At 67.5% G+C, this 12,252-nt stretch carries 12 protein-coding genes; 7 read left to right on the top strand and 5 right to left on the bottom strand.

Annotated elements, in window-relative coordinates:
* Positions 1-15: 15 nt before the first annotated feature.
* Positions 16-354, bottom strand: a complete 339-nt coding sequence (locus tag VXD91_RS19050) for a MerR family transcriptional regulator (RefSeq protein ID WP_318987152.1) — start codon at positions 352-354, stop codon at positions 16-18.
* A gap of 259 nt (positions 355-613) precedes the next feature.
* Between VXD91_RS19050 and VXD91_RS19045 the strand changes: the two genes are divergently transcribed.
* Positions 614-877: a hypothetical protein gene (locus VXD91_RS19045; RefSeq protein WP_318987151.1), complete on the top strand. Its 264-nt coding sequence runs from the start codon at positions 614-616 to the stop codon at positions 875-877.
* Positions 878-911: 34 nt separating this feature from the next.
* On the opposite strand, the gene VXD91_RS19040 is transcribed toward VXD91_RS19045, so the two are convergent.
* Positions 912-4,421, bottom strand: coding sequence for a protein kinase (locus VXD91_RS19040; protein WP_318987150.1), 3,510 nt, complete (start codon positions 4,419-4,421; stop codon positions 912-914).
* A 224-nt stretch (positions 4,422-4,645) separates the two neighbouring features.
* Between VXD91_RS19040 and VXD91_RS19035 the strand changes: the two genes are divergently transcribed.
* Together VXD91_RS19035 and VXD91_RS19030 are read left to right on the top strand one after the other, a co-directional pair.
* Positions 4,646-4,849, top strand: a complete 204-nt coding sequence (locus tag VXD91_RS19035; RefSeq protein ID WP_318987149.1) for a hypothetical protein — start codon at positions 4,646-4,648, stop codon at positions 4,847-4,849.
* A 545-nt stretch (positions 4,850-5,394) separates the two neighbouring features.
* Positions 5,395-6,015 (top strand): hypothetical protein, encoded by a 621-nt coding sequence (locus VXD91_RS19030; protein ID WP_318987148.1) that lies wholly within the window; start codon positions 5,395-5,397, stop codon positions 6,013-6,015.
* Between the two features lie 49 nt (positions 6,016-6,064).
* Here VXD91_RS19030 and VXD91_RS19025 read toward each other — a convergent pair whose 3' ends face one another.
* The gene (locus tag VXD91_RS19025; RefSeq protein ID WP_318987147.1) at positions 6,065-7,276 is read right to left on the bottom strand and encodes an acyl-CoA dehydrogenase family protein; all 1,212 of its coding nucleotides are present in this window, start codon (positions 7,274-7,276) and stop codon (positions 6,065-6,067) included.
* Positions 7,277-7,319: 43 nt separating this feature from the next.
* Positions 7,320-8,036, bottom strand: coding sequence for a TetR family transcriptional regulator (locus VXD91_RS19020; RefSeq protein ID WP_318987146.1), 717 nt, complete (start codon positions 8,034-8,036; stop codon positions 7,320-7,322).
* Between the two features lie 83 nt (positions 8,037-8,119).
* On the opposite strand from VXD91_RS19020, the gene VXD91_RS19015 reads away from it, so the two are divergent.
* Both VXD91_RS19015 and rd read left to right on the top strand, forming a co-directional pair.
* Positions 8,120-9,202, top strand: a complete 1,083-nt coding sequence (locus VXD91_RS19015) for a fatty acid desaturase (protein ID WP_318987145.1) — start codon at positions 8,120-8,122, stop codon at positions 9,200-9,202.
* A 28-nt stretch (positions 9,203-9,230) separates the two neighbouring features.
* A complete protein-coding gene (gene rd, locus VXD91_RS19010; protein WP_318987144.1) occupies positions 9,231-9,413 on the top strand; it encodes a rubredoxin in 183 nt (60 codons plus the stop codon).
* On the opposite strand, the gene VXD91_RS19005 is transcribed toward rd, so the two are convergent.
* Positions 9,401-11,332 carry a heavy metal translocating P-type ATPase gene (locus VXD91_RS19005; RefSeq protein ID WP_318987143.1) on the bottom strand — a complete coding sequence of 644 codons (1,932 nt, stop codon included), beginning with the start codon at positions 11,330-11,332 and terminating at the stop codon, positions 9,401-9,403. The two genes, rd and VXD91_RS19005, sit on opposite strands and share 13 nt — an antisense overlap.
* Positions 11,333-11,415: 83 nt before the next feature.
* On the opposite strand from VXD91_RS19005, the gene VXD91_RS19000 reads away from it, so the two are divergent.
* Both VXD91_RS19000 and VXD91_RS18995 read left to right on the top strand, forming a co-directional pair.
* Positions 11,416-11,778: a metalloregulator ArsR/SmtB family transcription factor gene (locus VXD91_RS19000; protein ID WP_318987142.1), complete on the top strand. Its 363-nt coding sequence runs from the start codon at positions 11,416-11,418 to the stop codon at positions 11,776-11,778.
* A gap of 48 nt (positions 11,779-11,826) precedes the next feature.
* A partial coding sequence (locus tag VXD91_RS18995; RefSeq protein ID WP_346416114.1) for an ester cyclase occupies positions 11,827-12,252 on the top strand: 426 nt, incomplete at its 3' end.

Raw genomic sequence — 12,252 nt, 5'->3', positions numbered from 1 at the left:
CTGATCAGCCGACCGTCACTTCGAGCGGTTGCGCCGATCGGCGGCGCTGCGCAGCGCGTTGTTGGCGTCTTCCAATTCGAGGATCCTGCTGATTCCCGCGATGTTGACGCCCGAGGCGACCAGGTCGACGATCCGTCCGATCCGGGCCACGTCGTCGGCGCTGTAGCGGCGGGTGCCGCCGTCGGTGCGCGCCGGAGTGAGGAGCCCGTGACGCTCCCATAGGCGCAGTGATTGTGTTGGCGCACCGGACAGTTCCGCCGCTACCGTGATCCCGTACACCGCATGATTGGATGCCGGGCCCGCGGCAGCGGGTCCTGCGCTCGGCGGCACCGGCCGGCGATCTGCATCGTTCATGAGCTTCCCTGTTCCACTACTTGCATTGAATCATGTACCAGTGCTATATCGAAATCTATGTCAGTTGCCATAGATAAGCTACCCTGAATCGCACAAGTGGTAAAGGAAAGGACAGTGAGGTGACTGCCGGAGGGCCCGGCCTTCCCGGTTGAGCTGACGAGCATGAGCTTGTGTGCCAGATCTGGGCTGGATTTGGCACACAAACTCAGCTTCGGCGCCCGAATCGGTGATCACCTCGGGGACGCTTGGAGCAGAAGAGATGTCAGCAGAGAAGCAGGAGATGCACCTCGCGTACATCGAGCGCATCAGCGCGGCTCATCAGGCGCTGCGTGCGGCCCAGAGTGAACTGCGCGATGCTGTCCATGCGGCACATGCCGCAGGCCACACCTGGGACGTGATCGCAACGGCGCTGAGCGACACCGCACACCCCGCGACCGACGGGTTCGACGACATCCCCAGTATCGATGCTGTCGTCCAGACGGTTCTCGGGATAAGCAAGGAAGCCGAACCTCCGGACGGTTAGCCGGCGTCGCTGGCCGGGCTGCGGTGACAGCGGATCAGCCGGCGTGGTGCAACGACGTTGCCTCGAGTTGGTGGACGAAGTCGCTGATGTCGGCCGCAGTGGCGACATCGACGGTTTCCCAGCCGACCGCGACATCATGTGCGACGCGCAGCAGCGCAGGGCCCTCGTCGATGAGAAGCCGGCTCAATCCCAGCGCGGCACAGGTTTTCAGCGCCGGCGCCAGCACCCACCGCGCTTTCTCGTCCCGCCCGGCTGCGGCGAGACACCGGGCATACTGAATCCTGGCCAGCAGGTGCGCCCGCGGCCGCTGCAGCTTGTCGGTATGGTCGAGCCGGACCCGAGCTCGCTCGCACGCCGACGCCGATGCCGCCGGTTGCCCGTCGAGCAGTAGCAGTCTGATTTGCGCGTCTTCTCTGAATTCTGCTGTCAGATCGCCACTTTCACCGAGGTCCTGCACACCGTGCGCCATCACGCGCCGCGCCAGCGCCTTGTCCATCTCGTTGCCCGACAATGCCGCGACGCGAATGAGCGTCAGCGCCAGTCCAGCCTCCAACCGGGGCAACCCCAGCGCCCGGGCATGCCCGATACCTTCCGACAGTCGCTGCTCGGCGGCGGCGGTGTCGCCGCGGGCACACTTGACGTAGGCGCCCGCGCGGTAGGTCGCGAGCATCACGTCCGCGATGCCGCCCTCTGCCCCGAGGGCGGCCGCGTCATCGAGCAGGACCTCCGCCTCGTCGAGTTGCCCACGCTCGTAGAGCAATTCACCCAGCAGGGCCCCGGCGAGTTTGGCGATGTAGGTCGGGAGCCCCGACGGCAACAGGGCGATCCTGATCGCGTGGCGCAGGTGCGCCTCGGCGCCGGCGACGTCGAGTTCCTCGTTGGCGGCCAGGGCGGCAATGAGATACCCGTAGCCGACGGTCATCGGCCCGGCGATGGCCCGGCGATACTTGTGTCCCCACCGGTGCCAGCGCAATGCGCCGTCGAAGTCGAACCTGCGCAGCGCGACGTAGGACAGGGTGTACGCCGCCCGGCACAGCACGAACGGCGCCAAAGTGTCGGTCCTGGCCACACACGCCTGCGCCGCCGTTTCGGTGAACGCATCGATGTGGTCGGCGTGCCCGGCCATCACCACGCGCAGCAGGTCCAATTCGCAACGGACGTCATCGATTTCATCGTCGCCCAGCAGGTCGATGTTGTCTTCGGCCAGCTGCAGCGCGTCGGCCACAGCAGCCGGCCTGCGCAGAATGACGTTGGCCCACGCCAGGTTGGTCTGCAGCCGCGGCCGCTCCTCGGCCAGGTGCGGCGGCAACTTGGCCGCCAGACCGAGCAGCGTCATGAGTTCACACTGCTCGAGGAGATCCGGGGACACCTGCTCGACGGCGTCGACGGCCTGTTCGTCATCACCCACGGCCAGCCAGTGATCGACGGCGTCGTTGTACATCCGGTGCTTCATGAACCACTGTGCGGCCGTTCGGTTCAACTCCACGACACGTTCTTCGTCCTCGTGCCGCAGCCGGTGCCGAAGGTAGTCCGCGAACAAGTTGGCGTAGCGGAACCACGTCCCGTCCTGGTCGGTCCGCCGCAGGAACAGGTCCCGCCGCTCGATGTCCTCGAGGATTTCCCGGCTGCGCGGACGGCCGGTGAGCGCCGCCGCCAGGCCGCTGCAGATCTGTTTCGTGATGCACGTCGCCGACAGGAACTCGACGAGCTCCGGCTCCAGACTGTCCAGCACGTTGGAGGTCAGGTAGTCGCCGATGACCTTGTCCGACCCGGAGAGCCGGCCGGCGAGCGCGGCGGCGTCACCGCCGCCGCGCAGGTTCAGCGAGGCCAGTTGCAGGGCAGCCGGCCAGCCGTCGGTCGACTCTTCCAGGTCGGCCACGACGGCCCCGGACAGGTCCAGGCCGCCGCGGTCGACAAGGAGGGCCCGGGCCTCCGCGAGATCGAAGCGCAGCAGCGACGCGTCGATCTCGACAAGTTCACCCTGCACGCCGAGGGTGCCCAGCGGCAGGCCGGTGCCGGTCCGGCTGGCAACGACCAGGTGCAGGTGGTGGCAGCCCTTCTCCAGGAGGTGAGCCAGGGTGTCCTGGCTGTCGGCGCTGGTGACGCGATGCCACTCGTCGATCAGCAGGGCCAACGTCTGCTTGTGGGCGTGCAGCCAGTCGATCAACAGGTTGGGCACCTGGGGCAGCGCGGAGTCGGGCCGTTCGTCGAATTCCTGCTGCAGCACATCGGCAAGTGCCGGTATCGCGACGCGCACCGCCTCGATCAGGTGCGCCACGAACCAGAGGGCATTGTCGTCGTCGGCATCGACCGTCAGCCAGGCCGCCGGGACGCCCTCGCGGACCAGCGTCTCGCCCCACTGCGTCGCCAGCACCGTCTTGCCGTAGCCGGCCGGCCCGTGGATGAGCACCAGCTTCGGCCTGCGCCCGGAGCCGAGGCGGTCCAGGATGCGGCGCCGAAGTACCGGCGGGCGGCTGAACGTCGGCGGCCGGAATCTGGCCGGTGAACTGGGCGGATACGTCGATCGCCCCGAACCGTCGGTCCGCAGTCCGATGCCGCCGGTGGAGCGTCCGCCGGTGTCCGGCGACGATTCGGCCCCGTCGTAGTGGACTTCCGGCAGCTCCAGCGGGACGTCCGCGATGTTCAGCCCGATGCGCGCACCCGCGGCCCGCAACAACTCGCCGAAATCCGCGGCCGTTGCGGGGCGCTGCGTGGGATCGACGTTCAGCCCCTGCTCGAGCGCGGCGCAGACCGGGTCGGCGACCCCGTGCGCACGCAGGTCGGGCACCGGTCCGGCGAAGACCCGCCGGGCGAACGCGATGGGATTCTCTCCCTTCTGGAACGGGAACGGTGGCTCCCCCTTGATGAGGGTGAAGATGGTGGCGGCCAGCCCGTAGATATCCACGGCGGCCGTCGGCGTCGCGCCTTCGAACAATTCCGGCGCGGTGTACGACGGGGATCCGACGAACACGTTCATGGTGGCTTCCCGACCGCCCGCGATACGGGCGATGCCGAAGTCACACAGCTGCGGCTCCCCGTACGCCGAGAGAAGTACGTTGGGCGGCTTGACATCTCGGTGCAGCACACCGGCGCGGTGCGCGGTTTCCAGCGCCCCGGCCAGTCGGACACCGACCGTCAGCGCCTCCCCGACGGCCAGCGGGCAGTGCTGCCGGATCCATGCCGACAGCGTGTTCCGGCCGAGATACGGCATGACGATGTACGGGCGCCCCGTGAACGTCAGGCCACTGTGCAGCACGGGCACGATGTTGGGATGACCTGATACCCGGCCCATGGCCCGCTGCTCACGCTCGAAGTTCTCGAGGTCGACGTCGTCCGAGTCGGCGTTAAGGACCTTGATCGCGACAACGCGGTCCAGCGACGGCTGGCGGCACCGGTAGACGACGCCGAATCCCCCGCGACCGACCGGCTCGGCGCCGTAGAAGCCCTCGGCTTCGAGCTCCGCGACGATGCCGGTCGCGACGCCACGTTGCGTTTCGTCGGGTTCGGACACGTCGGAGGCCTTCGGTTCGGTTGCTGCCGTCACCTTCAATTGTCGGCGCGGCGAGCCGGAATGGGGGCCACCCGCGGAAAATTGCTGCCCCTTTGTTCCTCAGGGACAACGATTCGGGCCAGATCGCCAAAAGATTGTCTCGGCGGTACCTGGGTCGCCGCGCGCCCGCGCCGTACCGTTCTGGTATCGGCTTTCCCGTTGAGAAAACACCAAATATCAACGGAACAAACATATTTCACCAATCCAGGAGCACAGTCATGTTCGAGCCCGCCTTCATCTTCGACGCCATCGTCCTCTTCGCCATCGGCCTGTGGCCGCTGCTGCTGGTCGTCGGCGCCGCCGGCGTCCGCTGGTTCAACGCCCGCCGCACCGCCGCCGCGGCCGCTGTCCACTCGGCGGCATTGCCGCACGTCGCCGCGCCCGCACGTGCGCGCACCCTGGCCTACGCCACCGGCCAGTAACAAATTGACGATTCAATCAGTCGCGAGTCGCGCCCGCATTCCCAGATAGCCCGCCGCTGGGGCGCGGGAGCCGGCAGGCGTCGCAGGACTCCGCCAGTCGCATCGCCCCGCTCATCCCTCGGCAGCGCGGAGCGGACCGCCTCGGCCGACCACCGCGCCGAGAACGTGGCCGCGTGCGAGTTTGCCAGGCCCATGGCCACGCCCGCCTCATCCCGACAGCGATGAGCGGTGCCCCGACCCTCCCGGCGGGTACGTGCGGACCAACCCGAGGTTCGATTCCAGTGCCCACGAGCTGCACCTGCACGTCAACTCGGTGAAGTACCGCGCCCCAGCTCGCCATCGCGCGTCGCGGCAGAGCGACCGAATAAGTCCGCGTGGACATGGAACCCGCACTGCTGCTTTGCCATTGGTTCGGCGCCGCAGTTGTCGCTCCTTAACGCAACCTGTGGATTCCGGCAAAGTCCGTACACCATCGGGGTTGACAAGGGACGCTGTGGGGAGAACCAGCAGCGCCACGGGGCGCTGCCGCAACCGAGGAGCGCCTGGTGTACGCACGCTCAACCACGTTTCAGGCCGAGCCGGCGTCGATCGACGCCGGTATTGCGTACATGCGCGACACCGTGCTCCCGGCCTTGGAGGAACTGGGGGCGGCGGGGATGTCGCTGCTGGTGGACCGGCGCCTGGGCCGGTGCATCGCCACGAGCTCCTGGGAGTCCGAGGCAGTGATGCACCTGACGGCGCACGCCGCCCGACCCCTCGGTGAACGTGCGGCAGAGCTGCTGAACGGGACCCGCAAGGAGATCAGTGAGTGGGAGGTGGCGGCGCTGCACCGCCACCACCGCTCACCGGAGAGTGCCTGCCTTCGCGTTGCCTGGTTCTCCGTCGAGCCCCATCAGGCGGACCTCCTCACCGACTTCTACCGGACGCTGGTCCTGCCGCCGTTGGAGAAACTCGAGGGGTTCTGCAGTGCCAGCCTCCTGCTCGACAAGCCGTCCGGACGCGCCGTTTCGTCGGTGACGTTCGACAGCGCCACGGCGCTGGACAACAACCGCGAACAGGCCAGTGCGCTGCGGACCGAAAAGCTCGCCGAGTTGGGTGGCAGCCTGGTCGACATCTGCGAGTTCGAACTGGCCATCGCTCACCTGAGGGTGCCGGAACTCGTCTGATTCCCCTGATGGTGGTCTCGGCGTACCGGCCGCGTCGACGAGTCCTGACTCAGCGGATCGTCAGGCCCGTCACCGCCCGTGAGATGACCAACCGCTGAATCTCGCTGGTGCCCTCGAAGATGGTGAAAATCTTGGCATCTCGGTGCATCCGCTCGACCGGGTAGTCGCGGGTGTACCCGTTGCCGCCGAGAATCTGAATCGCCTCGTCGGTCACGTACACGGCGGTCTCGCTGGCCACCAGCTTGGCCATCGAACCCTCGGCGTTCTCGAACGGCACATTGTTGCGCGCCATCCAGCCGGCCCGCCACACCAGCAGCCGGGCGGCGTCGATGCGGGCCTTCATGTCCGCCAGTTTGAAGGCAATGGCCTGGAATTCGCCGATCTTCTTACCGAATTGCTCACGCTGGCAGGCATATTCGAGGGCGTACTCGTACGCCGCCCGGGCCACCCCGACCGCCATCGCCCCGACCGTCGGGCGGGTCCGCTCGAACGTCTTCATCGCGGCCTGGCCACCCGCGGACGCACCCGACTTCACCCGCGCCACCCGGGCCTCGAACTTCTCCCGGCCGCCGAGGATCGCGTCCTCCGGCAGCCGCACGTTGTCGAGCACCACCTCGGCGGTGTGCGACGCCCGGATGCCGTGCTTCTTGAACTTCTGCCCCTGGGACAGCCCCTTGGTGTCCGGCCCGATCACGAAGCTGGCCTGGCCGCGCGACCCGAGTTCCGGGTAGACGGACGCGACCACGACGTGCACGTTGGCGATGCCGCCGTTGGTGGCCCACGTCTTGGTGCCATTGAGCACCCATTCCCGGGTGGCCTCGTCGTAGCGGGCCCGGGCCCGGATGGACCCGACGTCGGAGCCCGCGTCGGGCTCGGATGAGCAGAACGCCGCGACCTTCGGGTCCGCGGCCGAGCCGAACATCTGCGGCAGCCACTGCCCGATCTGTTCGGGAGTTCCGTTGCCCGCCAAGGCCGCCGCGGCCAGACCGGTACCCATGATGGACAGCGCGATGCCGGCGTCACCCCAGAACAGCTCCTCGAACACGGTGAGCATGCCGAGCCCGCTCGGTTCGGCGGCCTGCGTGCCGAACAGTTCGGGCGAGTACAGCCCGATCTTCGCCGCTTCCTGGATGATCGGCCATGGCGTCTGCTCCCGCTCATCCCATTCCGCGGCGGCAGGGCGGACGACTTCGGCGGCGAACTGGTGCACCCAGTCGCGCACCTCGATGACGTCATCGCTGAGTTGTAGTGAGAATGTCATGTCACTCCTGTTGGTGGTCAAAGTGTTTCGGGGCCGCGGGTGATCAGTCGCTCCGCCACGCGGAGGCACCGACGTTCAGATACCGGATCTGGCGCTCGAGCATGGTGGCCGCCGCATCCAGATCACGCGCCGTCGTCTCTTCGTCGAGCCCGCGCGCAATGACCTCGAGCATCGAATCGATGCCGGCGAGGATGGTGGCCATCAACATGCTCGACAGCATCTCGACATCCCCGACGCTCCACGACCGGATGGGTTCGAACCGGGCCATGTAGGTAGCCAATTGGCTGGCGTACAAACGGATTTCCGACCGAATCTCGCGCCGGAGCACCGAATGACCGGCCGCACGTTGGCGCGCCAGGAACGCCAGGTGTGCATGGTCGCGCGAGACCACGCCACGAAGCGCCTGCACCCCGACGTGGATGGCGCCGCCGGACGAATCGATGTCGAGAGTGGCCATCTCGCCCATGATCTCGCGCAGCGTGCGAAAGGTCTCGTGAATCACGGCGAGACCGAGGTCGTCGAGCGACTGGAAGTAGCGGTAGAAGGCCGACGGCGCGACACCCGCCTTACTGGCGAGCTGCCGCAGGCTCAGCGCGTCGAAGCTCGATCCGCTGCCGGTCAGTTCCAGCGCCGCCGTCATCAACGCGCGGCGGGTGTGCTCGCGGCGCTCCTGCTGCGTCCGGCGCCCATGCCGATCCCGCCCGTTGCCGGAGTCCGCCTCGACAGATAGAGAGCGTTTGTTCTCTGTGTTGCCTGTCACGAAACCAACTATAGCTATTGACCTCGCCATATCGGCAAACATACCTTACGGAACATTCGTTCTCTAACTTGAATGGAGAAATCATGGCACGTATCGCAACCCGCCTACCCGGCGAGCGCAACCTGGCCGAGGAGGACCGCGACCGGATCGCCGCGATCCGGGGCGAGCTCATCCGCATCGGCAACGGCTGGCGCGAACGCCATCCGTTCCTCGCCGCACACCAGGACGGCGTCGGGATGGCGATCTTCCTGGCGTCCATCGCCGGCGTACTCGTCGACGCCGCGCTCTACGCGGCCGGCATCCTGCCCTGGTACGCAACCATCCTGATCACCGCGTTCTGGCTGTCATTGCTGCACGAACTGGAACACGACCTCATCCACTCCATGTACTTCCGGCAGAACCGCCCGGTGCACAACGCGATGATGTTCGGGGTCTGGTTCTTCCGGCCCAGCACCATCAACCCCTGGCTCCGGCGGACGCTGCACCTGCACCACCACGAGGTCTCGGGCACCGATTCCGACCTCGAGGAGCGCGGCATCACCAACGGCGAACGCTGGGGCAGCCACCGGCTGCTCAGCCTGCTCGACTCGATGCTCGGCATCTACACCAAGCCACTCCGACAGCGCGCCATCGTCACCGCCTACATCAAGCACGAGGCCCGCTCCCCCGAAGAAGCGCGTCAGCTCGCCGCCAAGACGCTCGCACTGTACTTCCCGCTCGGCACCATCCACTACACGCTGTGGCACCTGTTCATCGGCGTGCACGTCTACGAATTCGTCACCGGCAGCAGCATTTCCGGCAGCTGGGTGACGGCGCTTGACTTCGTGGCCGTCACGCTGCTGGCGCCGAACGCGGTGCGCACGTTCTGCCTGCACTTCGTCAGCTCCAACATGCACTACTACGGCGACGTCGAGAAGCACAACGTGATGCAGCAGACCCAGGTGTGGACGGCCAAGTGGCTCAAGCCCTTCCACGCCCTGTGCTTCAACTTCGGCGAGACCCACGCCATCCACCACTTCCTGGTGCGCGACCCGTTCTACCTCCGCGAGGCGATCAAGCACGATTGCCAGAAAGTACTGCGCGCCAACGGTGTCCGCTTCAACGACTTCGGCACCTTCGGGCGGGCCAACCGCTTCAGCCTCGCCCCGGCGCACGTCGAGCCCTGACCACACCACTTCTCCGAACGGACACACCATGACCGAGACCCAAACCGCCCAGCTGTGGATCTGCGTGCGCTGCGGCATGATCTACGACCCCGCCGACGGCGACCCCGACAGCGGGATCGCGCCCGGCACCGCATTCGAAGACTTCCCCGACAACTGGGTCTGCCCCGTCTGCGGCGTCAGCAAGGACGAGTTCGTCCCCTACGAGGACTGAGCCGCGCGCCAGGCACCCCGCCGGAGCAGCCGCAGCCCGTTGAGCCCGACGATGATCGTCGAGCCTTCATGGCCGGCCACGCCCAGCGGCAGGGGCAGAGTGCCGACGAGATCCCAGACCACCAGCACGGCAATGAAAGTCGCGGCAATCGCCAGGTTGGCCATCACCACGCGGCGGGCGCGCCGCGACAGCGCGATCACCGCGGGGACGGTGCGCAGGTCATCACCGATGATGACGGCATCCGCGGTCTGCAAGGTGAGATCCGAACCAGCGCCGCCCATCGCGATGCCCAGGTGCGCGGCTGCCAGCGCGGGCGCGTCGTTGATGCCGTCACCGACCATGACCAGCCGCCCACCGTCGGCCTGCAAGTCCCGGACGGCAGCCACCTTGTCGTGCGGCAGCAGGCCGGCACGCACCTCGGCGATACCCACCCGGTCGGCCAATTGTCCTGCCGCCGTGGCATTGTCACCGGTGAGCAGGACCGGGGCCAGCCCTGTCAACGCGGTGACGGCGGCGACGGCACCCTGGGCATCGGGACGGAGTTCGTCGGTCAGGCCCAACACCGCGACCGCGCGACCGTCGACCGCCACGACGACCGCCGTACCACCCCGCTGCTCCATCTGGGCTGCCGCGTCGGCGCTGTCCGCCGACGGCGAGGACACGGTGATGGTGTGTCCGTCGATGACGGCCCGTACGCCGCGGCCCGGTTCGGCGGCGAAATCGGCGGCTCGCGGCAGGACGAGTCGACGCACCTTGGCCGCACGGACGATGGCCGCACCCAGCGGGTGCTCGCTGGAATGCTCGGCGGCCGCGGCCAGTGTCAGCACCTGATCTTGCGTGAAATCACCTGTCAGCAGCCGAATCTCCGCAAGTTCTGGAGTCCCGCGGGTCAACGTCCCGGTCTTGTCGAACGCCACGCGGGTGGCGGCGCCGAGCTGTTCCATGACCACCGCAGACTTGACGAGCACGCCGTGACGCCCGGCATTCGCGATCGCCGCCAACAGCGGCGGCATCGTGGCCAGCACGACCGCGCACGGGGATGCGACGATCATGAAGGTCATGGCCCGCAGCAGCGCCTCCCGCACGGAGTCGCCCGCGAGCAGCGGGATCACGAACACCGCGAGGGTGACGGCGACCATGCCGATCGAGTAGCGCTGCTCGACCTTCTCGATGAACAGCTGGGTGCGGGCCTTGGTCTGCGACGCTTCTTCCACCAGCGCCGCGATGCGCGCCACGACCGAGTCGGCGGCCCGCCGGTCGACCCGGATCCGCAGTGCCCCGGTGCCGTTCAGCGTGCCCGCGAAGACCTCGTCGCCGACGGCCTTGTCGACCGGCAGCGGTTCGCCGGTGATGGTCGCCTGATCGACCTCACTGGCGCCGTCGATCACCGTGGCGTCCGCGGAGATGCGCTCCCCCGGCCGTACGAGCACCACGTCACCGACCGCCAGCTCGGTGGCCGGCACGACGTGCTCGCCGTCGTGGGACAACCGGGTCGCGGTGTCGGGCGCCAGGTCCAGGAGGCCGCGCACCGAGTCCTCGGTCCGCGCCGTGGCCAGGGCTTCCAGCGCGCCCGACGTCGCGAAGATGACGATCAACAGGGCACCGTCGGTGACCTGGCCGATCGAGGCGGCGCCGATCGCCGCGACGACCATCAGCAGGTCCACGTCGAGGGTCTTCTCGCGCAGCGCCTGCAGTCCCGCCAGCGCCGGCTCCCAGCCGCCGGTGACGTAGCAGGCCAGGTACAGCGCCCACCACGACCAGGTCGGCCCACCGGCCAGCTGCAGCACCAACCCCGCCAGGAACAATGCCAAAGCCAGTGCAGCCCAGCGCATTTCGGACAGGTCGAACCACCCGCGGCGTGACGGAGCCACCGCCGCGCCGGACAGCGCCGGCCGGGCGGTCTGGGTCACCGTCGCCATGACGCACCTCGCAAACACATGCAGTCAACGTTATCAGAACAAATGAATACGTCTTCATGTGTGTGCCCTAGTACACTACAAACGTGGGACATGGTGTCGAGGGGCGTGACCGCCCCACCGGGCGGCTCGACGCTGACGCCGCGGCTCAGGTCGCCACGACCCTGCAGGCGCTCGCCACTCCGAGCCGATTGATGATCCTCACCGAGCTACGCCAGGGCGCCCGCTCCGTCACCGACCTCGCCGACGCGATCGGCCTCGAGCAGTCGCTCGTTTCCCATCAGCTCCGACTGCTGCGGAATCTCGGACTGGTGACCGGCACCCGGAGCGGCCGCAGCATCGTCTACAGCCTGTACGACAACCACGTCGCGCAATTGCTCGACGAAGCCGTCTATCACAGCGAGCACCTGAGGCTGGGGCTGGCAGACCGCACCGGCGACGCAGGCTGAGTGCCCGGTGGGCTCGCGAACCGTTGCGCCACATCGCAAGGAGGGTCCATGTCCACGACACCCACGAGCACCAATGTCGCGACGTTCGAACGATTCCACTGCAGCTGCAACAGCGGAGACATCGACGACATCGTGAGCACGATCGACGATGTCTTCCTCCCCGATGCCGTGGTCCACTCCCCGCTCGCCGTAGGTTCCGGGCCGGACATCATGAAACGCATCTGGACGCTGCTCCTGCGCGCCTTCCCCGACATTCACGTCATGGTCGACGACATGGTCGTCGACCATGACAAACTCGCCGCACGCCAGACCGTGACCGGGACGCACCTCGGCGACTACCGCGGGCTGGCACCGACCGGCAAAACCGTTGTGTACGAAGAGATCTTCATCATCCGGTTCACCGAGGGCAAGATCGCCGAAGTCTGGGGCGTCGTCGACACCCTGTCCCAGCTGCAGCAGCTCGGCGCCGTCGGC

It is taken from the genome of Mycobacterium sp. SM3041 (assembly GCF_039668335.1).
In the GTDB taxonomy this organism is placed as follows: domain Bacteria; phylum Actinomycetota; class Actinomycetes; order Mycobacteriales; family Mycobacteriaceae; genus Mycobacterium.
The sequence above is the reverse complement of the archived record's forward strand: the minus strand, read 5'-3'. Positions and strand labels throughout refer to the sequence as shown.

Excerpts from the sequence above, each read along its gene's own strand:
- VXD91_RS19050 (WP_318987152.1), bottom strand. The coding sequence starts at position 354 with ATGAACGATGCAGATCGCCGGCCGGTGCCGCCGAGCGCAGGACCCGCT.
- VXD91_RS19045 (WP_318987151.1), top strand. The coding sequence starts at position 614 with ATGTCAGCAGAGAAGCAGGAGATGCACCTCGCGTACATCGAGCGCATC.
- VXD91_RS19035 (WP_318987149.1), top strand. The coding sequence starts at position 4,646 with ATGTTCGAGCCCGCCTTCATCTTCGACGCCATCGTCCTCTTCGCCATC.
- VXD91_RS19025 (WP_318987147.1), bottom strand. The coding sequence starts at position 7,276 with ATGACATTCTCACTACAACTCAGCGATGACGTCATCGAGGTGCGCGAC.
- VXD91_RS19015 (WP_318987145.1), top strand. The coding sequence starts at position 8,120 with ATGGCACGTATCGCAACCCGCCTACCCGGCGAGCGCAACCTGGCCGAG.
- rd (WP_318987144.1), top strand. The coding sequence starts at position 9,231 with ATGACCGAGACCCAAACCGCCCAGCTGTGGATCTGCGTGCGCTGCGGC.
- VXD91_RS19005 (WP_318987143.1), bottom strand. The coding sequence starts at position 11,332 with ATGGCGACGGTGACCCAGACCGCCCGGCCGGCGCTGTCCGGCGCGGCG.